This is a genomic window from Rhodocyclaceae bacterium (genome assembly GCA_020248265.1).
GTDB lineage: Bacteria > Pseudomonadota > Gammaproteobacteria > Burkholderiales > CAIKXV01 > CAIKXV01.
In genome coordinates, this window is sequence record JADCHX010000019.1 from 151,058 (window position 1) to 174,847 (window position 23,790).

Annotated in this window: 21 protein-coding genes; 16 read left to right on the plus strand and 5 right to left on the minus strand. The window is 67.7% G+C overall.

The window, feature by feature from the left end:
• Window positions 1–1,086, plus strand: coding sequence for a trypsin-like peptidase domain-containing protein (locus tag ING98_16740; GenBank protein ID MCA3103516.1), 1,086 nt, complete (start codon window positions 1–3; stop codon window positions 1,084–1,086).
• 170 nt (window positions 1,087–1,256) lie between these two features.
• Window positions 1,257–3,326 (plus strand): fused MFS/spermidine synthase, encoded by a 2,070-nt coding sequence (locus ING98_16745; GenBank protein ID MCA3103517.1) that lies wholly within the window; start codon window positions 1,257–1,259, stop codon window positions 3,324–3,326.
• A gap of 259 nt (window positions 3,327–3,585) precedes the next feature.
• Here the strand turns inward: ING98_16745 and ING98_16750 are convergent, their stop codons facing one another.
• From ING98_16750 to argE, 5 genes are all read right to left on the minus strand, one after another.
• Window positions 3,586–4,314 (minus strand): phosphoribosyltransferase, encoded by a 729-nt coding sequence (locus ING98_16750; protein MCA3103518.1) that lies wholly within the window; start codon window positions 4,312–4,314, stop codon window positions 3,586–3,588.
• Window positions 4,311–5,186, minus strand: coding sequence for an ABC transporter ATP-binding protein (locus tag ING98_16755; protein MCA3103519.1), 876 nt, complete (start codon window positions 5,184–5,186; stop codon window positions 4,311–4,313). Before ING98_16755 ends, ING98_16750 begins: the two co-directional genes overlap by 4 nt.
• Window positions 5,187–5,197: 11 nt before the next feature.
• On the minus strand, window positions 5,198–6,052 hold the full coding sequence (locus ING98_16760) for an ABC transporter permease (GenBank protein MCA3103520.1): 855 nt from the start codon (window positions 6,050–6,052) through the stop codon (window positions 5,198–5,200).
• A 7-nt stretch (window positions 6,053–6,059) separates the two neighbouring features.
• A complete protein-coding gene (locus ING98_16765) occupies window positions 6,060–7,181 on the minus strand; it encodes an ABC transporter substrate-binding protein (GenBank protein ID MCA3103521.1) in 1,122 nt (373 codons plus the stop codon).
• Between the two features lie 218 nt (window positions 7,182–7,399).
• Entirely contained in the window at window positions 7,400–8,626 is a 1,227-nt protein-coding gene (gene argE / locus ING98_16770) for an acetylornithine deacetylase (GenBank protein ID MCA3103522.1), read from the minus strand.
• Window positions 8,627–8,786: 160 nt separating this feature from the next.
• Between argE and ING98_16775 the strand changes: the two genes are divergently transcribed.
• From ING98_16775 to ING98_16840, 14 genes are all read left to right on the plus strand, one after another.
• Complete coding sequence (locus ING98_16775; protein MCA3103523.1) at window positions 8,787–10,373, plus strand: ABC transporter substrate-binding protein; 1,587 nt, start codon at window positions 8,787–8,789, stop codon at window positions 10,371–10,373.
• Between the two features lie 31 nt (window positions 10,374–10,404).
• Entirely contained in the window at window positions 10,405–11,388 is a 984-nt protein-coding gene (locus ING98_16780; GenBank protein MCA3103524.1) for an ABC transporter permease, read from the plus strand.
• A complete protein-coding gene (locus tag ING98_16785; GenBank protein ID MCA3103525.1) occupies window positions 11,385–12,284 on the plus strand; it encodes an ABC transporter permease in 900 nt (299 codons plus the stop codon). The genes ING98_16780 and ING98_16785 overlap by 4 nt, the downstream gene beginning before the upstream one ends.
• A 17-nt stretch (window positions 12,285–12,301) precedes the next feature.
• Window positions 12,302–13,300 carry an ABC transporter ATP-binding protein gene (locus tag ING98_16790; GenBank protein MCA3103526.1) on the plus strand — a complete coding sequence of 333 codons (999 nt, stop codon included), beginning with the start codon at window positions 12,302–12,304 and terminating at the stop codon, window positions 13,298–13,300.
• Window positions 13,297–14,298, plus strand: a complete 1,002-nt coding sequence (locus ING98_16795; protein MCA3103527.1) for an ABC transporter ATP-binding protein — start codon at window positions 13,297–13,299, stop codon at window positions 14,296–14,298. The genes ING98_16790 and ING98_16795 overlap by 4 nt, the downstream gene beginning before the upstream one ends.
• Window positions 14,288–14,674 carry a hypothetical protein gene (locus tag ING98_16800; protein MCA3103528.1) on the plus strand — a complete coding sequence of 129 codons (387 nt, stop codon included), beginning with the start codon at window positions 14,288–14,290 and terminating at the stop codon, window positions 14,672–14,674. The genes ING98_16795 and ING98_16800 overlap by 11 nt, the downstream gene beginning before the upstream one ends.
• A 129-nt stretch (window positions 14,675–14,803) precedes the next feature.
• Window positions 14,804–16,348 (plus strand): altronate dehydratase, encoded by a 1,545-nt coding sequence (locus ING98_16805; GenBank protein MCA3103529.1) that lies wholly within the window; start codon window positions 14,804–14,806, stop codon window positions 16,346–16,348.
• A 40-nt stretch (window positions 16,349–16,388) separates the two neighbouring features.
• Entirely contained in the window at window positions 16,389–17,231 is an 843-nt protein-coding gene (locus ING98_16810) for a 23S rRNA (adenine(2030)-N(6))-methyltransferase RlmJ (protein MCA3103530.1), read from the plus strand.
• A gap of 232 nt (window positions 17,232–17,463) precedes the next feature.
• Complete coding sequence (locus ING98_16815; protein ID MCA3103531.1) at window positions 17,464–18,468, plus strand: tripartite tricarboxylate transporter substrate binding protein; 1,005 nt, start codon at window positions 17,464–17,466, stop codon at window positions 18,466–18,468.
• A 40-nt stretch (window positions 18,469–18,508) separates the two neighbouring features.
• The gene (locus ING98_16820) at window positions 18,509–19,393 is read left to right on the plus strand and encodes an isocitrate lyase/PEP mutase family protein (GenBank protein ID MCA3103532.1); all 885 of its coding nucleotides are present in this window, start codon (window positions 18,509–18,511) and stop codon (window positions 19,391–19,393) included.
• Between the two features lie 66 nt (window positions 19,394–19,459).
• Complete coding sequence (locus ING98_16825) at window positions 19,460–20,458, plus strand: Gfo/Idh/MocA family oxidoreductase (protein MCA3103533.1); 999 nt, start codon at window positions 19,460–19,462, stop codon at window positions 20,456–20,458.
• A gap of 120 nt (window positions 20,459–20,578) precedes the next feature.
• On the plus strand, window positions 20,579–21,598 hold the full coding sequence (locus ING98_16830) for an amidohydrolase (protein ID MCA3103534.1): 1,020 nt from the start codon (window positions 20,579–20,581) through the stop codon (window positions 21,596–21,598).
• Window positions 21,598–22,851 carry an FAD-dependent monooxygenase gene (locus ING98_16835; GenBank protein MCA3103535.1) on the plus strand — a complete coding sequence of 418 codons (1,254 nt, stop codon included), beginning with the start codon at window positions 21,598–21,600 and terminating at the stop codon, window positions 22,849–22,851. Before ING98_16830 ends, ING98_16835 begins: the two co-directional genes overlap by 1 nt.
• A 163-nt stretch (window positions 22,852–23,014) precedes the next feature.
• Window positions 23,015–23,788, plus strand: coding sequence for an SDR family oxidoreductase (locus ING98_16840; GenBank protein ID MCA3103536.1), 774 nt, complete (start codon window positions 23,015–23,017; stop codon window positions 23,786–23,788).
• Window positions 23,789–23,790: the final 2 nt, after the last annotated feature.

Here is a 23,790-nt window from a genome sequence, read left to right on the forward strand (position 1 = left end):
ATGACCCGCCGCTTCCGGCCGCACCGAGGCCTGGCCCTCGCCGCCGCGATGACCCTCGCGGCATTGCTGCCCGCCCTGGTCCACGCCCAGGCGCTTGCGCCGACCGCCCTATTCGAGAAGCTGTCGCCCAGCGTGTTCATGGTGATCACCTATGCGAGCACCGAGTCCAAGGCCCAGCCGCTCGCGACAGGCAGCGCAGTCGTGATCGGGCCTGAAACCGTCATCACCAACTGCCACGTGCTGCGCAAGAGCCAGCGCGTCGAGGTGGTCAACGGCCCGGTCGTGCTGCAGGCCACTCTCGAGTTCCCCGACGTCGAGCGCGATCTGTGCCAGATGCGGGTGCCCGGGCTGACGGCGCCAGCGGTCGTGCTGGGTTCGAGCGCCGAGCTGCGGATCGGCCAGCGGGTCTATGCGATCGGCGCGCCGCGGGGCCTGGAACTCACCCTGAGCGACGGGCTGATTTCCTCGTTGCGCACGCTCGTCACCAAGGACCGCGTCGAACCCTGGATCCAGACCTCCGCCCCGATCGCGGGCGGCTCCAGCGGCGGTGGACTGTTCGACGAGCAGGCCCGCCTGATCGGGATCACCACCTTCGGCATCGGCCGGGGCGGCGTCGTGGTGGGCAACCTCAACTTCGCCGTCCCCGCCGAGCAGGTCCGCGAAGTACCCGAGCGCGGTCGGCTTGCCCTCGCCGCGGATGCGACAAGGCGCGCCGAAGCCGCCGCAAAGCTGAAGGAATCGGAGGCGACCGGCAAAGGCCAGCGGCTTGTCGGGGATACCCTAGCGCAGCACTTCACCGCGTCGCAGCGTACCTACGTCTATGTCCGCGGCAGCAACCGGATACACTCGTTCGTCCTGCGCGGCGTCAACCTGACCTCTTTGGAGAACAGCTTCAGCTCGACGAGTGGCACGGTGCGGATCGACCCTGCACGCGACGTCGTATGCTTCGCCCTGAAAACGTTCTGGTGGCCTAGCCAACGCTCAGTATCGATGAACGAATGCTTCGAGGTGTGGGACATCGGATCCGGCGAGTTCGAGATGCGGTTGCCGGGCAGGCCAGGCGGGATGGTCTACCGGATCCAGTGACCGCACCGGAGTACCGGCGCGCCCCCCTCCGCATCCACCACAGCGCGCTGCTTTTCGAGGCGCGGGGGTGGCCTCTCCCGGTCAACGATATGCGGGCACCCGCGTTTCGCGGATAATCCGCGGCTTTGCCGTGCCCCCTGCGGCGTTGCCGCGCCACAACCGAGCCGCCGATGTCCGCACCCGCCCAGCCTGTCACGCCCGCGCCGACGCTGTCGACGTCCGCGATCCTCCCCTACGCCGGCACCATCTTCCTGTCGGCTTTCCTGCTGTTCCTGGTGCAGCCGATCATCGCCAAGCAGATCCTGCCGTGGTTCGGCGGCTCGGCCGCGGTCTGGACCACCTGCCTGGTGTTCTTCCAGAGCACCCTGCTCGCCGGCTATGCCTATGCCGACCTGACCACCCGCCTCGGCCAGAAGCGGCAGACCTGGCTGCACATCGGCCTGATGGTGCTGTCGATCGTGACGCTGCCGATCCTGGCTTCCGAGGCCTGGAAGCCGATCGGCGACGAAGAGCCGATCCTGCGCATCCTGATACTGCTCACGCTGACCATAGGCCTGCCGTACTTCCTGCTGTCGACCACCACGCCGCTGCTGCAGACGTGGTACTGGCAGCGCTTCCGTACCGGCGTGCCGTACCGGCTGTTCGCGCTGTCGAACTTCGCCTCGCTGCTGGCGCTGCTCGGCTTCCCGGTGCTGTTCGAACCGTGGCTCAACCTGAACGCGCTGGGCTGGGGCTGGTCGGTGATCTACGCCGGCTTCGTCGTGGTCTGCGCGACCACCGGCTGGATCTCGATCAAGGCCGCGCGCGACAACCCGATGCCGGCGCAGACCGCTGCCGAAGCCTCCGACGCTGCGGCGAGCAAGCCCTCCATCGGCGCACAGGTGCAGTGGCTGTCGCTGTCGGCGATGGGGTCGGTGATGCTGCTGGCGATCAGCAATCACATCACCCAGAACATAGCCAGCGTGCCGTTCATGTGGGTGGTGCCGCTGTCGCTGTACCTGATCACCTTCATCCTGTGCTTCGACCATCCGCGCTGGTATGTGCGCTGGCTCTACATCGGCCTGCTGATCCCGGGTCTGCCGCTGATGGCCTGGAAGATCCCGTCGCTGTCGCTGTCGGTCGCAGCACCCCTGTACCTTGCGGGCCTGTTCGTCGCCTGCATGTTCTGCCACGGTGAGCTCGCCCGCCACAAGCCCGACCCGCGCCACCTGACCCGGTTCTACCTGATGATGTCGGTGGGCGGCGCGCTCGGCGCGGTGCTGATCGCGATCGTCGCCCCGCTCACGCTGAACGGCTATTTCGAGCTGAACATCTCGCTGGTCGCGCTGGCGCTGCTGCTGATGCTGCAGCTCGAGGGCAAGCAGCTGCTGATCGGCATCGCAGTGGTGTTCGCCACGTCCTGGTATGCAACCAAGGGCGCACAGGAGTACGCCGACGACATGCGCGTGATGGAGCGCGACTTCTACGGCGTGGTGCGCATCCGCGACCGCGAGTACGACGGCACCACCTACCGGGCGATGCTCCACGGCAGCATCATCCATGGCGGGCAACTGCTGGGCGAGAAGTTCAAGGGCGTGCCGAGCGACTACTTCAGCGCTACCTCCGGTTACGGCCGGATGTTCGCGGCGATGAACGAGATCGCGCCCGGCCCCCGGCGCATCGGGGTGATCGGCCTGGGCGCCGGCGTGGTGGCCGCGTACGGCCGCCAGGGCGACGACATCGTCTTCTACGAGATCAGCCCGAAGGTGATCGAGATCGAGAAGCGCGAGTTCAGCTTCCTGAGGGACACGCCGGCGAAGACCTCGGTGATCATCGGCGACGGACGCCTGTCGCTCGAGCGCGAGACACCGCGCCGCTACCATGTGCTGGGCATCGACGCCTTCTCGGGTGATTCGATCCCGATGCACCTGATCACCCGCGAGGCGATGGCGCTGTACGTCAAGCACCTGGATCCGGACGGCGTGATCATGTTCCAGGCGACCAACCGGTACATCGACCTGATGCCGGTCATCAAGCGCCTGGCCACCGAGTTCGGCATGGAGGCGGTGCTTGTGTCCGACAGCCCGTCCAACTCCGGCGGCGCCAGCTACTGGAATTCCTCGACCGACCAGGTGATCGTCACGAAGAACAAGGCACTGCTGGCCCATGCGCGGCTGAAGGACGCCGAGCAGATCGCGGACCGCAAGGAGCTGCCGACGTTCACGGACTCGCACCACAACCTGTTCCGGATCCTGAAGTAGGAGGGTTGTCGGCGCGGTATCTGATCGAGGGGATCCACGTATAGGGGGTGGGGGTCAGGTCTTGAGTTTTGCATTTTTCGCAAAACTCAAGACCTGACCCCCACCAGCTACACTGACCCCCACCAGCGACAGCACGATGGGAGCGTGGACGCCGGGATGGGGGTGCCCCTTCCGCTCGTGTCCCCCGCCTTTACCTCGCTCCAGGGGCACCCCCATCCCGGCGTCCACGCGGGTCCACGCGGGTCCACGCGAGACCAACCTACCCTTCCGGATACCACCCGTCCCCGCCCCAGCGCAGCCGGGGTGTATCGAACACGCCGAGCACAGGCACCTGCAGGGCCTCGGCGACCGAGCGCCAACCGTTGCCCTGCCGCATCGCCACCACCACGCCGCACAGGTGGGCCCCGGATGTGGCAAGCAGGCGCGCCACCGCAGCCAGCGTCGTGCCGTTGGAGACCGTGTCGTCGACGATGACGACGCGCCGCTCGGCGACCAGCGGCAGCTGGCCTGGATCGAGGTAGACCTTCTTGCCCTGGCCCGGCGTGGTCATCGAATGCACCGCCTCGGCGAGCGTGTCGCGATACCAGAACTTGCGCGAGTAGCCGAGCGGGACGTATCGCTCGAAGCCCAATGCCTCCGCCACCAGCGGCGACAGCGCCATGCCCAGGGTCGGTGGGCCTACCACCGCTTCGGGAGCCAGCGGACGGGCCAGGCCGGCCATTGCGTCGGCAAGCGCGCGCACCACCGGGAACGCGGCCTGGTTGGGGATCAGCGAGGCCAGCGCGCGGTCAGGCTCAGCCTCGAGCGCGCGGATGGGCAGTTCGAGCCAGCGCCCGTCCGGAAGGCAGACCGGGTAGCGCCAGCGGTACGGGGCCGCGAGCGCGCACGCCAGTTCGCCATGCGCTTGCAGGCGTTGCCAGCAATCCGTGGTCTGTTGCAGGAAGCGCCCGGCGCCTTCGCCGGTGGCGGACGATCCTGCCCCGCTCATTCCACGGGGGCCTGCGCGGCACTTGCATAACCCGCCTGGATCTGGTCGCGCAGCCACGCACAGATACGGTTGAACTCCGGCGTGTCCTGCACGGTGACGTCGCGCGGACGCGCGAACGGCAGCCGCAGGTCGGCGACGATGCGCGAGGGCCGTGCGGTCATCACCAGCACCCGGTCGGCCAGGAATACCGCCTCGCGGATCGAGTGGGTCACGAACAGCGCGGTCTTCTGGTAGCTGTCCCAGAGGCGCACCAGCGCGAGGTTCATGTCGTCGCGCGAGATCGCATCGAGCGCGCTGAACGGCTCGTCCATCAGCATCAGCCGCGGATCGTTGATCAACCCCCGGCACAGGGCGACGCGCTGGCGCATGCCACCGGAGAGTTCGCGCGGCCGCTTCGCCTTGAACTCGCCCAGCCCGACCCGCTCGAGCAGCCGGTGCGCCTCGGCCTCATAGTCGGCCACCGGCCGCTTCTGGGTGCGGATCGGGAACAGCACGTTGTCGAGCACGCTCTTCCACGGCAGCAGCGTCGGGTCCTGGAAGATGTAACCGAAGTCGCGCCGCGGCCCGGTGACACGCGCGCCTTCAATCCAGATTTCGCCCTTGGTCACGGTCTCGAGCCCGCCGACCATCGACAGCAGCGTGCTCTTGCCGCAGCCGCTGGGCCCGAGGATCGACACGAACTCGCCCGCGGCGATGTCGAGGTTGGCCATGCCCACCGCCTCGACGTCACCCGTCCGCGTCTGGTACACCTTGCGCGCATGGCGCAGCGACAGGTAGGCGGCGTCTCGATCGGGTGCGATCGACTGCGGATGGCGCCACGCAAGGGCGGGATCGTCGCCGGCCGAAGGCACGGCATGGGCTGCAACATCCATCACGGGCTCCTTCATCGGGGCCGGTCTCCGAAGCGTTCGATCGTCCAGCGTTCGCACAGTGCGACCACTCCGTAGAAGGCCAGCCCGAACACGCACAGCACGCTGATGGCCGCGAGGATCAGCGCGGTCTCGGCCTGGGCCGAAGCGAACAGGATCAGGTAGCCCAGCCCGGCCCTGGACGTGATGAATTCCCCGACGATCACGCCGATGATCGCGAACGTCGACGCGATCTTCATCCCGCTGAAGATGTAAGGCACCGCGTGCGGCAGGCGCACCGACACGAAGGTCTGCCAGTTCGATGCAGTCAGCGCACGGCACAGCCGCAGCAGGTCGCGTTCGACGTTGTCCAGCCCGGCCAGGGTGGCAATGACGACCGGGAAGAAGCTCACGAACACCGAGAAAGACAGACGCGCCTCCGGCCCGAGCCCGAACCAGACCACGAACAGTGGTGCCAGCGCGATCTTCGGGATCAGCTGGAAGAACACCACGTTCGGGTACAGTGTCTCGCGGATGATCGTCGACGCCGACAGCAGCGAGGCGAGCGTGATGCCCAGCACCGTGGCAATCGTGAAACCGGCAAGGCTCTGCCAGATGGTCGGCCACGCGTGCTTCATCAGCAGCGGAAACGCGTTGACCAGCCGGTCGAGTACGGCAGAGGGCGGCGGCAGCAGCACCTCGGGCACCTGCGCCCAGCGCGTACCGACCTCCCACACTGCCAGCACCAGCGCAGCCGCGAGTACCGGCAGTACGATCCGGCGCAGTGCCAGCAGGTTGGCACGGCGCCGGGCCGCAGCCGCCGAGGCCGCCTGCGCGGCACCCGGCATGGCAGCGTCGGCCGGTGGATTCACCACGGATGCCGTCTGCATCGCCGGCTCAGGTCGTCAGCAGCTTGCGGACCTTCTCGGTATTGCGCCGGATGGCCTCCCACTCGGCACCCGACAGCTTCGTGCGGCCGGCGAAGCGGTTGGTGACCACCTGTTCGGCGGTGAACGGCTTGCCATCGCTGACCGCGAACTTCAGGGTGGCATCGACCATACCCTGCACCTTCTTCAGGTCAGCGACGCCCAGCCCGCCCTTGATCGCCTCGTCGGCGACCATGGTGTGGTGGGCCAGCGCCTGCGCCAGCGCGAAATTCTCGCGTCCGTTCTTCACGGCGGCGATCTCCGGCTGCTCGCGCACGATGATGTCGATTGCTTCTTCCGGGTTGCGCAGCGTGAATACAACCGACTCGATGAAGGCGTCGACCATCGCCTGCACGAGCGGCGCGTCCTTCTCGACCATCTCGGGCCGGCAGATGAGTTGCCCCGAATAGAAATCGAGCCCGGTCTGCGCCCAGCCCATGAAACGGGTGTCGAAGCCCAGCGACTGGAACAGCGGCAGGCTGGACGTCCCGATGCAGGTGATCGCATCGACCTGCTTGTTGATCAGCGCGCGCTCGATCAGCTGGCTGTCGAGCGTCTGCCGGGTGATCTTCTTGCCGTCGACCTTGTTGCGGTCGAGCCAGGCGTTGAAGAACGGCGCTTCGGCCGAGGTGAGCACCATGCCGACGGTACGGCCCTCGAGGTCGGTCGGCTTGCGGATCGGCGAGTTCTCGGGCACCGCCACGCCCATCAGCGAGTCGTAGCCGACAGTGGCCACCGCGGTGGTGAACAGGCCGCGCGCCGCATTGACCACGATGCCGGGCGTGAACACGAAGCCGAAGTCGAACTTGCCGTTGGCGACGGACTGGGTCGCCGCCGGGGAACCGAAGCCGCGCGAGACCTCCAGGTCGATGCCGCGGCTCTTGAAGTAGCCGCGGCTGCGCCCCACCACCGACCAGAAATTCGACCCGTTGACGATCCACGGCAGGGTCATCGAGACCTTGCGTGGCGTCTGCGCATGCACATTGGAAAAAGGTGAAACGAGGGCGGCGGCGCCGGCTGCGGCGGTACCGGCGACGATGCGCCGGCGGTTGGCATCGGGTTGGGCCGAGGCAGTGACGAGGGGACGCGACATGGGATCTCCGGGCTTCAGGGTGGGGGGCAAGCGGCGGCCAGCACCCTGGCGGCATCGCCGGGGTGCATGCTGTTGTCGGTCACGCCCTCTGACGGGGCATTGACCCTCCCTGAAGAGACATCGGCCCGCGCAACGCCGACGTCCCGTCCTACGAATGTCTTATTTTATGCAAATGGCGTGCCGGACGTGCGGCGCGATGACTCGGTCGCGAAGCGGACTCAATTCGATACCCGGTCGATCACCCCGTCGATGAACCGCTCGCACTGCGCGACCTGGTCGAGCGCGATCCACTCGTTCGGTTTGTGCGCCTGCTCGATGCTGCCGGGGCCACAGATCACCGACGGAATGCCGGCCTGCTCGAACAGCCCGGCCTCGGTGCCGTAGGACACGGCACCCGTATCCGACAGGCCCGACAGCGCACGGGCCAGCTTGACGATCTCGTCGTTTGCATCGACGTTGAGCCCGGGCATCGAGGACAGCAGTTCCCAGGTGAAGCCGGTGCCGGGCTGCACCCGGTGCATCTCGGGCAGCAGCGTGCCCTCGGCATACCCCTTCACGGCGTCGAACAGCGCGTCCGGGTCGGCACCGGGCAGGAATCGGAACTCGAAATCGAACGTGCACTCGTGCGGCACGATGTTGAGTTGCGTGCCGCCACGGATCACGCCGGTATGCACGGTGGTGTGCGGCACGTCGAACTCGGGCAGGTACGGACCCTCGTCGCGGAACTTGCGCTGCAAGGCCTTCAGGAACGCGACGATCTCGCAGGCGGCCTCGACCGCGTTCACGCCCCGGGGCGCGTAGGCCGAGTGGGAGGCATGTCCGCGGACCTTGCAGCGCCAGGAGTGCTTGCCCTTGTGCGCGACGATCGGCCGCATCAGGGTCGGCTCGCCCACCATGCAGGCGGACGGCTTCACGCCGACAACGGCCAGGTCGGCGATCAGCCGCCGCACGCCGATGCAGCCGATTTCCTCGTCGTACGAGAACGCGAAGTGGACCGGCGTCTTCAGGTCGCGCTTCATGAACGACGGCAGCCTGGACAGCACCACGCCGACGAAGCCCTTCATGTCGGCTGCGCCTCGGCCGAACAGACGCCCGTCGCGCTCGACCATGGTGAACGGATCGGTGTCCCACGGCTGCCCTTCGACCGGCACCACGTCGGTGTGGCCGGACAGCACCAGGCCGCCGCGTCCGCCCGGCGCTCGCGGACCGAAGGTCGCGAACAGGTTGGCCTTGCGCTTGTCGTCGTCGAAGGTGAGCCGCACGTCATCGACGCCATTGGACTTCAGGTAGTCGCGGACGAAATGGATCAGTTCGAGGTTGGAATCGCGGCTGGTCGTCGGGAAACCGATCAGCTGCCGGATCATCTCGATCGACGCGTCCGAGGGCCGTGCATGCGGGTGCGGGGAGCGACCGTCGGCGGCGGAAGCGGAAGGATGGGCGGTCATGGGTGTCACTCCGGTATCGAGGAACAGGATAGGCAGCCGTTGCAGCGGCTGTCAAACGACCGTCCTTTTCACCGCTGCGGTGCGGCTGTCCGGACGCACGGCTTCGATAATCGCGGGCGTTCGGCTATCCTGCCTGCGTCCACAACCGGGGAACCGACCGATGCCATCGTTGCGCCGCGTGACCACCATTGTCGTCCTGCTACTGGCCGCAGCCCTCATCGCCGGGCAGCCGGCGCCGGCGCGCGGGCAGGAACTGTCGATCGGCCTGTCCGCGGCGATCACCTCCATGGACCCGCACTTCCACAACCTGTCTCCGAACAACAACGTGATGGAGCATCTCTACGAGACGCTCGTCGCGAAGGATGGCAGCTACCGGTTGCGCCCCGGCCTTGCCGAATCCTGGCGCACGGTCGACGACCTCACCTGGGAGTTCCGGCTGCGCAAGGGCGTGCGCTTCCACGACGGCTCCGACTTCACTGCAGCCGACGTGGTCGCCTCGCTGCGCCGCGCGCCGAACGTGCCGAAGAGCCCGTCCTCGTTCGGGATCTACACCCGGCAGATCGCCGACGTGCAGGTAATCGATCCGTTCACCATTCGGGTACGCACGAAGACACCGTACCCGCTGCTGCCGAACGATCTGTCGACCATCTACGTGATATCGGCAAAGCACGAGAAGGCGAGCACCGAAGACTTCAATGCCGGCCGCGCGGTGAACGGCACCGGCCCGTGGCGCTTCGTGCGCTGGCAGCTCGACGACCGGATCGAACTCGCGCGCAACGACTCCTACTGGGGGCCGAAGCCGGCCTGGGAGCGCGCGACGCTGCGCATCATCGCGAAGGATCCGACGCGGGTCGCGGCGCTGCTGGCCGGCGACGTGCGTGCAATCGAGAACGTCCCCACGGCCGACATCGCCCGCCTGGCGCTGAACAAGGAGCTGACGCTGGCGCGCGGCATCTCGAACCGCTTCATCTACCTGCACATGGACAGCGCACGCGACCGCTCGCCGTTCATTGCCGATGCCAGCGGCAAGCCGATGGAGAAGAACCCGTTGAAGGACGTGCGGGTACGGCGCGCGATGTCGATGGCGGTGAACCGGCAGGCGCTCGCCGACAAGGTGATGGAAGGCGCAGCGGTACCCACCGGCCAGCTGCTGCCGCCGGGCCTGTTCGGCTACGTGCCGGGCATCCGTCCGCCCGCCTACGACCCCGATGGCGCACGCCGGCTGCTTGCCGAGGCGGGCTATCCGGACGGCTTCACGATCACGCTGCATGCACCCAACGACCGCTATGTGAACGACGAGCAGGTCGCGCAGGCGGTGGCCGGCATGCTGTCGAAGGTCGGCATCCGTACCCGGGTCGAGGCGATGCCCTCGGCGGTTTTCTTCAGCCGCGCCAACAACCTCGAGTTCAGCTTCCTGCTCGCCGGCTGGGCTGCGGCCACCGGCGAAGCGTCCTCGTCGCTGCGCTCGCTGCTGTCCACCTTCGACCGGGACAAGGGGCTGGGCGTCTCCAACCGCGGCCGCTACTCGAACGCGAAGGTCGACCAGCTCACCGAGAAGGGCCTCGCGACGCTGAACGACGCGGCACGCGAGAAGCTGTTCCAGGCCGCCACCGAGGCAGCGATTGCCGATGTCGGGCTGATCCCGCTCTACCACCAGGTCGGGGTCTGGGGCATGCGGCGCGGGCTCGGTTACACGGCGCGTACCGACGAGGCGACCTGGGCGCACGAGTTCAGCCTCGAGAAGTAATCCGCCCTCCAGCGCCAGGATACCGCCCACCGTGCTCGCCTTCATCCTGCGCCGCCTGATGCAGAGTACCGGCGTGCTGTTCGTGATGTCGCTGCTGGTGTTCTTTGGCGTGTATGCGATCGGCAACCCGGTCGACATCCTGGTCAACCCGAACGCCGACCAGCAGGACATCGCGCGGGCGATCGCCGAACTCGGCCTCGACCAGCCGCTGCACCTGCAGTACTGGCACTTCCTGACGAGCGCGCTGTCGGGCGATCTCGGTCGCTCGTTCTCGACCGGCATCCCGGCGCTGGAGCTGATCTTCCAGCGCATGCCGGCGACGCTGGAGCTGGCGGCCGCATCGATGGCGATCGCCATCGTTTTCGGCATCCCGCTCGGGCTGTATGCCGGCCTGCGCCCGGAATCGAGGATCGCCAAGGGCATCATGGCCGGCTCCATCCTGGGTTTCAGCCTGCCGACGTTCTGGGTCGGGCTGATGCTGATCATGGTGTTCTCGGTCTGGCTCGGCTGGCTGCCGCCCACCGGCCGCGGCGACACGGTGGAACTGTTCGGCGTGGCGGTGTCCTTCCTCACGCTCGACGGCTGGAGCCACCTGCTGCTGCCCGCGACCAACCTCGCGCTGTTCAACCTCGCGCTGCTGATCCGCCTGACCCGGGCAGGCACGCGCGAAGTGATGGTCCAGGACTACATCCGCTTCGCCCGCGCGAAGGGGCTGCGCGACTCCCGCATCATCGGCGTGCACGTGCTGAAGAACATCCTGATCCCGATCGTCACCATCGTCGGGCTCGAGTTCGGCTCGGTGATCGCGTTCGCGGTGGTCACCGAGAGCATCTTCGCCTGGCCCGGCATGGGCAAGCTGCTGATCGATTCGATCAACCAGCTCGACCGGCCGGTGATCGTGGCCTACGTGCTGCTGATCGTGCTGATGTTCGTGCTGATCAACCTGGTGGAGGACGTGCTCTATTCGATGCTCGACCCGCGCATCCGGCTGGCCGATGCCGGCGCTGCCCGATGAGCACCGCGCCCGGCGTGCCCCGCGCAGAGTCGCCACTGCGCCGCTTCCTCGGCGACTTCGCCGCGAGCCGGGTCGCGCTGGGTGCGGCGGTGCTGCTCGCGGCCATCCTGTTTGCCGCGCTGTTCGCGCCGCTGCTCTCGCCGCAGGACCCGTACGACCTGGCCCAGCTCGACATCATGGATTCGAAGCTGGCGCCCGGCGAGAAGGGCACGGCCGGCAACACCTTCGTGCTCGGCTCGGACGAACAGGGCCGCGACCTGTGGAGCGCGATCCTGCACGGGCTGCGGATCAGCCTCGGCGTCGGCGTGCTGGCCACGGTGGTTGCCATGGCCTTCGGCACGCTCGTGGGCCTCGCCTCGGCCTGGATCGGCGGCCGCTTCGACGCGCTGATGATGCGCCTGGTCGACCTGCAGCTGTCGTTCCCGGCGATCCTGGTCGCGCTGGTGCTGCTGGCCGTGCTTGGCCAAGGCGTCGACAAGGTGGTGCTGGCGCTGGTCATCGTGCAGTGGGCCTACTACGCGCGCACGGTACGCGGCAGCGCGCTGGTCGAGCGCAACCGGGAATACATCGAGGCAGCGCGCTGCCTGGCGCTGTCGCCGGCTCGCATCGTTCTGCGCCACCTGCTGCCCAACTGCCTGCCACCGCTGATCGTGATCGCCACCGTGCAGGTCGCGCATGCGATCGCGCTCGAGGCCACGCTGTCCTTCCTCGGGCTGGGCATGCCGATCACCTCGCCCTCTCTCGGGCTGCTGATCGCCAACGGCTATACCCAGCTGCTGTCGGGAAAGTACTGGATCAGCTTCTTCCCCGGCATCGCGCTGGTGCTGACCATCGTCGCGATCAACCTGGTCGGCGACCACCTGCGCGACGTGCTGAACCCGAGGCTGTCGCGATGAGTGCTGCGGACGCACCCCTGCGCCGGCCGCTGCTGCAGGTCGAGGGCCTGCGCACCGGGTTCCCTTCGCGCAACGGCATGCTGCATGCCGTCGACGGAGTCGACTTCAGCCTCGACCGCGGCGAGATCCTCGGACTTGTCGGCGAGTCGGGATCGGGCAAGAGCGTCACCGGCTTCTCGATCCTCGGGCTGGTCGATCCGCCCGGGCGCATCCTCGGCGGCCGGGTACTGCTCGATGGCGTCGATCTCGCGTCGCTCGACGAGGGCGCACGGCGCGCGATCCGCGGCAAGCGCATCGCGATGATCTTCCAGGATCCGATGATGACGCTCAACCCGGTGCTGCGCATCGACACGCAGATGATCGAGGCAATCACAGCACACGAATCCGTCGGTACGGCGCAGGCGCGCGACCGTGCGCGCGCGGCCCTGGTGCAGGTGGGCATCGCGGCGCCGGACGAACGGCTGCTCGCCTATCCGCACCAGCTCTCCGGCGGCATGCGCCAGCGGGTGGCGATCGCGATCGCACTGGTCAACCGGCCCGACCTGATCATCGCCGACGAGCCGACTACCGCGCTCGACGTGACCATCCAGGGACAGATCCTGCACGAGATGCAGGCACTCGTGCGCGAGTCGGGCACCGCGCTGGTCTGGATCACCCATGACCTGTCGGTGGTCGCGGGGCTGGCCGATCGGGTCTGCGTGATGTACGCCGGGCGTATCGTCGAGGCCGGCCCGGTCGATGCAGTGCTGGATGCACCGCACCATCCCTACACGCGCGGCCTGATCGATTCGGTGCCGGCGATGAACCCGCGCGGCCGGCCGCTGGCGCAGATCCCGGGCAATGCGCCCTCGCCGGGCGACCTGCCGCCGGGTTGCGTGTTCCGGACCCGTTGCACGCGGGCGATCGAGCGTTGCGGGGAGCTGCCGCCACTGGAGGCGCCGGCCGATGCACGCGCCGGGTCGCGTGCGGCACGCTGCTGGAACCCGGTGCCTCTGCCGGCGGCGGGCACGCGATGAACGACGTCCCGCTGCTCGAACTGCGCGGCATCGAGCGCCGCTTCGAGCGTCCGCTCGACCTGGCCGCGCGCATTGCCAACCGCTTCGGCGCCGGCATGAGCGCGCAGGTGGTACATGCGGTCGACCGGGTCGACCTCGCGCTCGCACGGGGCGAGGTGGTCGGTCTGGCCGGCGAATCCGGCTGCGGCAAGTCGACGCTGGCGCGCATCGCTGCCGGCATCCTGGAAGCCGGAAGCGGCGAACGACTGTGGCAGGGCCACTCGATCGCGGCGATGCCGAAAGCGGAGAAGACCGCCACCGAACTCAAGGTGCAGATGATCTTCCAGGATGCGTTCGCCTCGCTGGACCCACGCATGCGCGTGGACGACCTGATCGCCGAGGCACCGCTCGCGCACGGCCTGCTCGACCGGGCCGGCAAGGACGAACGGGTCGACACCCTGCTGCGCCAGGTCGGGCTCGACCCGGCGGCGAAGCGGCGCTGGCCGCACCAGTTCTCCGGCGGCCAGCGCAGCCGCATCGGCATCGCGCGCGCGCTGGCGGTAAGCCCGGAAGTGCTGGTCTGCGACGAGGCGGTGGCGGCACTCGATGTGTCGATCCAGGCCCAGGTGCTGAACCTGTTCATGCAGCTGCGCGCCGACCTTGGCCTGACCTACCTGTTCATCAGCCACGACCTCGGCGTGATCCGGCACCTGGCCGACCGGGTACTGATCATGTACCTGGGCCGCATCGTCGAGTCTGCCCCCGCAGAGCAGCTGTTCGCGGCGCCGAACCATCCGTACACCCAGGCGCTGCTGACCGAGGTACCGACGCTCGCGCTGCGCCGCCGCCAGTACCAGCCGGTACGCGGCGAGATTCCCTCGCCCCTGGCACCGCCGCCGGGCTGCCATTTCCATCCACGCTGCCCGCATGCGATGCCGCGCTGCGCGGTCGAGGCGCCGGCCCTGCGCGAGATCGCGCCGGGGCGCCGGTCGGCCTGCCATCTGAACGATGGAACCTGAGCGCCCCCGGCTCGACGCGCAGTCTCCGCCGGACGACGACCCGTCGGGGCAGGACGCGACGGCACCCGCACGGCCGCCGTTGCTCGATCCTCCGGTCGCGGTCGAAGCGGTGTTCGCGTTCCTGCTGTCCGGGCTGCTGTGCTGGAATGCATGGCCGTGGATCGCGGCCCAGGCAGCCGGAGAAACAGGAACGCCGGGCGGGCCCTCGGCGATCATCGGTGCCGTGCTGCTCTACGGGCTGGCCTGGCCGGCAATAGCGGCCGCGACGATGGGTGCCCTGCACTATGCGCTGCGAGGGCTGGCGCCTCGTCTGAGGTTGACGGTCTCCGGCGGACTGCTCGTCACCCTGCTGATCGGCCTGCTGATGGGCGATTGAGCGTCCCGGCGGCGCCTCCATCGTCGAAGGGTCGGTGTGGACTCCGCAGCGAGGGCATGCCGGCCGCGCGTGGTAGATTCTTGCCCCTGCCCGGCAACACCGCTCCAGACACCCGCCAGAGGATCCGCCATGATCGAAATCAACCAGCGCCCCGCCGCCGGGCCGACCATCCGCCTGCATCCGGAGGACAACGTGCTGATCGCGCGCACGCTGATCGAACTGGGCGCGAAACTCGACGGTGGGCTGACCAGCCGCGGGCAGGTGCCCGCCGGCCACAAGATCGCCGCGCGCGCGATCACCAAGGACGAGCCGATCCGCAAGTACAACGTGACCATCGGCTTTGCCTCGGCCGACATCCCGGCCGGTGCCTACGTACACTCGCACAACATGGAATTCCGCGAGTACCAGCGCGACTACGCGTACACGCGCGACTACAAGCCGGTCGAGATGATCCCCGAAGCCGACCGGGCAACGTTCATGGGCATCGTGCGCGAGAACGGGCAGGTCGCCACCCGCAACTATGTCGGTGTGCTGTCGACGGTGAACTGCTCGGCCACCGTCGCGCACAAGATCGCCGAATACTTCACCCCGGAGCGGCTGGCCGAATACCCGAACGTCGACGGCGTGGTCGCCTTCGCGCACGGCACTGGCTGCGGCATGGAGATGACCGGCGAGCCGATGGACCTGCTGCGCCGGACGATGGCCGGCTACGCGCTGCATGCGAACCTGGCCGGCGCGCTGATCGTCGGCCTGGGCTGCGAGCGCAACCAGGTGAACAAGCTGCTGGCGGAACAGAAGCTCACCGCCGGTGCGCGGCTGCACACCTTCGTGATGCAGGACGAGGGCGGCACCACGAAGACCATCGCCGCCGGTATCGCCGCGGTCAAGTCGATGCTGCCCGAGGCCAACAAGGTCACGCGCACGAAGGTACCGGCCAGCCACATCAGCGTCGGGCTGCAGTGCGGCGGCTCGGACGGCTTCTCGTCGATCACCGCCAACCCGGCCCTGGGCGCGGCGATGGACCTGCTGGTGCGCCATGGCGGCACCGCGATCCTGTCCGAGACGCCGGAGATCTACGGCGTCGAGCACACGCTCACCGCGCGCGCGCGCTCGAAGGAAGTCGGCGAGAAGCTGATCGAACGCATCCGCTGGTGGAAGGACGAGTACACGCCGGGGCGCGACACCCAGATCAATGGCGTGGTCAGCCCGGGCAACCAGTCGGGTGGCCTGGCCAACATCTTCGAGAAGTCGCTCGGTTCGTCGATGAAGGGCGGTACCGGTCCGTTGATGGAGGTCTACCGTTATGCGGAACCGGTGACGCAGAAGGGGTTCGTGTTCATGGATACGCCCGGCTTCGACCCGGTCTCGGCCACCGGCCAGATCGCAGGCGGCGCGAACGTGATCTGCTTCACCACCGGCCGCGGCTCGATGTTCGGTGCCAAGCCAGCCCCATCGATCAAGCTGGCGACCAATACGCCGATGTACAACCGGCTGACCGAGGACATGGACATCAACTGCGGCGGCATCCTCGACGGCACCCACACGCTGCAGCAGATGGGCGAGGAGATATTCCAGCACATCCTGCGCACCTGCTCGGGCGAGAAGACCAAGAGCGAACTGCTTGGCCTGGGCGACCATGAGTTCGTGCCCTGGAACATCGGCGTGACCGGCTGAGCGCGTCGCACGGCGCCGGTCGTCCCGTTACACTGGCCCGATGCTCAGCTATCGCCACGCCTTTCACGCCGGCAATCACGCCGATGTCCTCAAGCACATGGTGCTGGTCGAACTGATCGGCCACCTCAAGCAGAAGGACAAGCCGTTCTGGTACATCGACACCCATGCCGGTGCCGGCATGTATGCGCTGGACACACCGACGGCACTGAAGACGGCCGAGTTCCGGGAGGGCATCGGCCGGCTCTGGACCGAGCCCGGTCTGCCCGTGCCGGTGCAGGCCTATGTCGACCAGGTGCGCAAGGCGAATCGGAGCGGCCGTCTGCTGCACTACCCCGGTTCGCCGCAACTCGCGCTGCAGATGCTGCGTCCGGATGACCGGCTGCACCTGTTCGACCTGCACTCGACCGACAGCCGCATGCTGCAGAAGCAGTACGACGGGGAACGGCGGGTGCGCGCCATGGCTGGCGACGGCTATGCCGGGCTGAAGGCGCTGCTGCCGCCGCCGCCACGGCGCGCGCTGGTACTGGTAGATCCCTCCTACGAAGACCGGCAGGACTATCGGCAGGTAGTCGACGCGGTCGAAGACGCATTGCGCCGCTTCGCCACCGGTATCTACATGGTCTGGTATCCGCTGCTCTCGAAGCGGGAGTCGGTCCGGCTGCCGGTCGCCCTGGCCGCGCTGCGCGAGCGCGACTGGCTGCAGGTCGAACTGAGAGTGAAGGCACCAGCCGAGGACGGAATAGGCATGCACGGCAGTGGCCTGTTCGTGTTCAATCCGCCGTGGACGCTGCCCGCGATGCTGGAAGAGGCCCTGCCGGCGCTGGTCCGGCTGCTCGGCCAGGATGCTGCCGCAGACCACCTGCTGCGCCACACCATCGCCTGAGCAGGGCAGTGGGGCGTCCCTAGCAGTCGTATTCGTCGTAGTCGTTTGCGGGTGCGGCTGTCATGCTGATAAGCTCGATCAGGTGAGCGATGCTCGCAAGCCACCGGGACGGCCGTGGACAAGACATGCGCGGGACAGCGCATGCATCGGCCGCCTGTCGCCCTGCCCGTAGATCAGGGGTGCGGGAAAACACGGCGTCGCCTGCTGGCGGCCCAACGGAGGAGAAACACGAATGACGCGATCACTGTCCGTGCTGCGCCGGGTGGCGCTGCTGTCCGCGATGGCCACCGGCGGGGCAGCCCTGCTCACCGGCGCACTGGTGCCTCTGGCACAGGCGCAGGCCTTTCCGGCCAAGCCGCTGCGCCTGATCCTGCCCTTCCCGCCCGGCGGCCCGACCGACATGCTCGGACGCAGCGTCGGCGCCAAGCTCTCCGAACAGGTCGGCCAGCCGGTCACGGTCGACAACCGGCCTGGCGCTGGCGGCAACCTCGGCCTCGAGGTGGCCTCGAAGGCGCCCGCCGACGGCTACACGATGGTGCTGTCCTCGCCGCTGATCTCGATCAGCCCGTCGCTGTATGCGAAGCTCAACTACGATCCGATGAAAGACCTGGCACCGATCTCGCTGCTGGCGGTGATCCAGAACATCCTGATCGTGCATCCGTCGGTGCCTGCGAAGAACCTGGGCGACCTGGTGAAGATCGCACGCGCCAATCCCGGCCGGCTCAACTACAGTTCGGGCGGCGTGGGAACCACCGGCCACCTGGCGGCCGAACTGCTGAACAGCCTGATGAAGATCCGCACCGTGCACGTGCCCTACAAGGGCTCCGGGCAGGCGCTGGTCGGCCTGATGTCGGGCGAGACCGACATGCTGATCATGGCCGCAGCGGTCGCCGCACCCCAGGTCACCGCGGGCAAGGTGAAGGGCATTGCCCTGCTGTCGGAGAAGCGGGTCCCCAACCTTCCGAGCATCCCGACCGCAGCCGAATCGGGCGTGCAGGGTTTCGAAGTGCCGATCTGGTACGGCATGCTGGCACCGTCCGGCACCCCGCGCGAGGTCATCGGGCGGCTGAACGCGGAGATCGTCAAGGCCCTCGCCTCACCCGACCTGCGCGACAAGCTGGCCGCCTCGGGCATCGAATCACGCACCAGCACCCCGGAGCAGTTCGCCGAGTTCATCCGCAGCGAGGCGGTACGCTATGGCAAGGTGATCCGCGACGCCGGGATCAAGGGCGAGTAGTGCCGACAGTACCAACGCTGCATCGATCGAGGGAAACACCGTGGCCAGGAAAACCATTCGCAGCCTGCTGAAAGAAGAGAAACCCCTGGTTCTGCCGGGCGCGCACGATGCGCTGTCCGCGCTGCTGATCAAGCAGGCCGGCTTCAAGGGCTTCTTCATCGGCGGTTTCCAGACCGCCGGTGCACGCCACGGATTGCCCGACATCGGCCTGTGCCAGCTCGGCGAGTTCGGGGCTGCCTTCCGCGACATGGTTAACGCCTGCGACCTGCCGGTGCTGGTCGATGCCGACAACGGTTACGGCGACGTGAAGAACTGCGTGCACCTGCTCAACAGCTACGAACGCATGGGCATCTCGGCGCTGTTCATCGAAGACCAGGTCGCGCCCAAACGCTGCGGCCACATGGCCGGCAAGCGGGTGGTGCCGACCGAAGAGATGGAAGCCAAGCTGCGCGCGATGAGCGCGAACCGGATGGACCCGGAGACGTTCATCGTTGCCCGCACCGATGCGCGTGCGATCCACGGGCTGGACGAGGCCCTGCGCCGAGCCGAGCGCTACGTGCGCGCCGGCGCCGACGGTGTGTTCATAGAGTCGATGCTCGACGAGGAAGAGATGGCCCGTGCGGTGCGCGAGATCGACACGGTGCACGTGGCCAACATGCTCGAAGGCGGGCTGTCGCCGATCGTCAAGCCGTCGGTGCTGGGCGAGATGGGCTACGGCATCGCGCTCTACGGCATCACCCTGCTGCTGCGCGTGGTGAAGACGATGCAGCTGGCACTGGCCGACCTGCGCAGCGACGAGCTGAAGCTGGTCGGCACGGGCGCCAACTTCGACGACTATCTGAAGGTGGTCGGCATCGACCGCTGGCGCGCGATCGAGGAACAGTTCGGCGAGCAGCACGCCGACAGCGCGAAGACCGGGCACTAGCACCCGGCCCGGGCCGGTTCCACGACAGACGACAGGACCGGCGTACGCGCCGGAAGGAAGGACGCGATGATCCGTGCCGCCGTGATCGGCCTCGGCCGCTGGGGCCGCAACCATGTGCACTCGGTCCAGGGCGGAGACGCTCCACCCAGTGCGCATGTGCGCTTCGTGCGTGCGGTCGTGCAGACGCCGCAGAAATCGGCCGACTTCGCCAGCGAACACGGGCTGACGCTCGGCACCGACCTGCGATCGGTCCTTGCCGACCCGTCGATCGACGCGGTGGTGCTGGCCACGCCGAACTCGCAGCACGCCGGGCAGGCGCGCGCCTGCGCCATCGCCGGCAAGTCGGTGCTGTGCGAGAAGCCGCTCGCGCTCTCGCTCGATGAGGCGCGGGCCTCGGTACAGGCCTGCATTCGCGCCGGCGTCGTGCTCACGGTCGGCCAGGACAAGCGCTACTGGCCGTCGATGCGCAAACTGGGCGAGGTGGTCGCCAGCGGCGTGCTCGGCCCGCTGCTGCATGCCGAGGGCCATTTCAGCAACGAGAACCAGAAGAACTTCTTCACCAGCTGGCGCGAACGGCCGGAGGAGGCACCCGCATCCAGCCTGACCGCCACCGGCATCCATGTGCTCGACGCGATGATCCGCCTGTTCGGGCCAGTGTCCGGCGTGAGCGCGACCACCGTCTCTCAGCCGCCGCCGGACGAGGCACTGGATGCCCTGACGATGGTGTTCCGCTTCGCCCGCCCGATGTCCGCCGTCCTGTGCGGCGTACGCCCCACCCCGCTGTTCTGGCGGCTGCATGTGTTCGGACGCGACGGTTCGGTCGAAGCCATCGGCGACCGCGAAGTGGTGATCCGCCTGAGCGGCCAGCCGATCCGCCGCCTCGACCTGCAGCCTGTGAACGGCATGCGCCTGCAGATGGAAGCCTTCGCCGCTGCGGTCGCCGCCCGTGCGCAACCGACCGCCTGGCCGATCCCGCCGGACGAAATGCTCGGTACCATTGCAGCCGTGGAAGCCGTCGCACGCTCGCTGCGCGACGTCACCCCCGTACAGGCCACCCTGCCCTGAACATGAATGAATGGGGTCTGACCCTGGGGTCTGACCCTGGGGTCTGACCCTGGGGTCTGACCCTGGGGTCTGACCCTGGGGTCTGACCCCAGGGTCTGGCCCCATCGCAAGGAGAACCGTGTGACCCGCAAGACCCCGGTGATCGACGTGCACAGCCATGTGCTGCCGAAGCCTCTGGTGGAGGCGATCGCCGCCCGACCGCGCGAGCACGATATCGAGGTGGTCCGGGACGCGCAGGGCGCCGTGCACCGCTTCAAGCGCAGCGATGGACACCAGACCCCGATTCCTGCCGAGTTCCACGATGCCGGTGCCAAGGTCGCCGGCATGGACCGCAAGGGCATCGACATATCGGTGCTGTCGACCACGCCGTTCGTGTTCTTCTACTGGCTGCCGGCAGACCGTGCACTGGCCGCAGCGAAGGTCACCAACGACGGCATCGCGCAAATGGTGGCGGCCCACCCTACCCGCCTGCGCGGCATGGCGACGCTGCCGATGCAGGACGCCGACGCCGCGATCGCCGAACTGGAGCGCTGCGTGCGCGAGCACGGCTTCCGCGCGCTGGAGGTCGGCTGCACGGTACAGGACCTGCAGCTGTCCGAACCGCGCTTCCGGCCGATCCTGAAGCGCGCGGCGGAACTGAAGGTCGTGCTTTTCGCGCATCCGCATTTCGTCGGCGGCGTGCGCGACCAATTGGAATGCTGGTACCTCGCCAACCTGATCGGGCACCCGCTCGACACCGTGCTGATGGCGAGCCACCTGATGTTCAGCGGCACGCTCGACGAACTGCCCGACCTGAAGATCATCCTGGCGCATGGCGGCGGCTACCTGCCCTACCAGATCGGGCGCCTGGCCCACGGCCACGAGTGCCGCACCGAGACGAAGGCGCAGTCGAAGACCTCGCCGCTGGAACTGCTGCGCCGGTTCTGGTGCGACGCGCTGACCCATGACGCGATGGCACTGAAGTACCTGGTTGATCGGGTCGGTGCCGATCGCGTGGTGATCGGCACCGATGCGCCCTACGACATGGGCGAAGAGAATCCGCTCGGAATGCTGGAACAGCTCACCGGGCTCACCAACCAGCAGCGCGACCTGATCCATGGACTGAACGCGCTCGAACTGCTCGGGGAAGGACAGGCCTGATGGCTCAGCAATCGAAAGGCAAGGGCCGCGCGATCGTCATCGGCGGTTCGCTCGGCGGGCTGTTCGCCGCCAACCTGCTGCTCGCCCGCGGCTGGGACGTGAAGGTGTACGAACGCGCGAGCGACGACCTCGCTACCCGCGGCGCTGGCATCGGTACCCATGAAGAGCTGTTCGCCGTGATGCGCGAACTGGGCATCACCATCGATGAGACCATCGGCGTCGCCGTCAACCGCCGGATGTGCCTGGCGCTGGACGGCTCGCTGGTGTACGAACTGGCCGTGCCGCAAACCATGAGCGCCTGGGCGCGCGTCTACCGCCCGCTGAAGGCAATGCTGCCCGACCGCTGCTATCGACCCGGCACGGCACTGACCGGCTTCACCGAGTACCACGACCGGGTGGTGGTCGAACTGTCCGACGGCACGCGCGACGAATGCGACCTGCTGATCGGCGCTGACGGCATCCGCTCGACGCTGCGCTCGATCTGGCAACCCGCGGCGCAGCCGGTGTACGTCGGCTACATCGCCTGGCGCGGGGTGATGCAGGAAAGTGCGATGCCGCCAGCGCTGCACGCGCAGCTGATGCCGAACTACGCGTTCGGCCTGCCCGAAGGCGAAATGATGCTGGCCTACCCGGTGCCCGGGAAAGGCGACGACGTGCGTCCCGGCCATCGAGGCTACAACTTCGTCTGGTACCGCCCGACCGACGAGCACACCCAGCTGCCCGACCTGTGCACCGATGCCACCGGCCGCTGCCATGGCCAGTCGATCGCACCGCCGCTGATCCGTCCGGAAGTGATCCGCTCGATCAAGAAGACCGCGCACGAAGTACTCGCACCACAAATCGCCGAGGCGTTCGAACTGACCGAACAGCCTTTCTTCCAGGCGATCTACGACCTCGAGTCGACGACCGTCGCGAAGGGCCGGGTCGCCCTGCTCGGCGATGCCGCCTTCGTCGCGCGCCCGCACATCGGTGCCGGCGTGAGCAAGGCTGCGCTCGATGCGCTCGACCTGGTGAACCAGCTCGATGCGGTGCCGGGCGACGTCGCCAGGGCCCTTGCCACCTACGACGTGCGCCGGCGCAGCTTCGGCAGCAAGGTCGTGGCGCGCTCGCGCTGGGTCGGCGGCTACGTGCAGTGGCATGGCAAGCCCAAGCACCTGCATCCGGCCAACATGATGCCGCCAGGACCGGCGAACGTGCTGCGCGAGATCGGCGCGCCGCTGGCTCAGATCAAGGAACTGCACGCCACAAGCTGAGAGCGGGTGGGGTCAGGTCTTGAGTTTTGCTTCGGCTCGAAGGGTCGGAGCAAAACTCAAGACCTGACCCCATGCTGCATGACCCCATGCTGCACCATGCTGCAGGGAAAAGGCCTCCACCGAGTTAGAATTCCGTAACCTCACGGCATACGGAAGGAACGCCATGGAACTCGGACTCAAAGGCAAGGTTGCCCTGATCACCGGCGGCAGCGAAGGCATCGGCCGCGCGACAGCGCTCTGCCTGGCCAGGGAAGGTGCAATCGTCTCGATCTGCGCCCGTCGCGCCGAGCCTCTGGCGGCCGTCGAGAAGGAACTGCTCGCCACCGGTGCCACCGTGCTCGCCTTCCAGGGCGATGCAACCAACGCCGAACAGATGCAGCAGTGGGTGAAGCAGGTCCACGACACCTTCGGGAAGATCGACATCCTGGTCAACAACGCCGGCGGCTCGGGCCAGCTGTCGTTCGACGAGATCGACGAGGCGCGCTGGCAGGAAGACGTGGCGGTCAAGCTGTTCGCGCCGATGCGCCTGATCCGCCTCGTGCTGCCCTACATGAAGGCGCAGAAGTCGGGCTCGATCATCAACCTGACGATGGCCGCAGCGGCCACGCCGGGCGCGAACCAGCTGCCGACGGTGGTGAGCCGGCAGGCCGGGGCGACGCTGGCCAAGGCGCTGTCGAAGGAACTCGGCCCGCACAACATCCGGGTGAACGTGGTCTGCGTCGGCAAGATCAAGACGCCGCAGCAGGCGCGCAGTGCCAAGCGCAACAACCTGACGGTCGAGGAGCATTTCGCGCGCAACGCGAAGTCGGTGCCGCTGCAGCGCATGGGCGATCCGGAAGACATGGGCAACGCCATCACCTTCCTGGTCTCGGATGCGGCCGGCTACATCACCGGCACCTGCGTGAACGTCGACGGTGGCCTGTCCGGCGTGCTCTGACC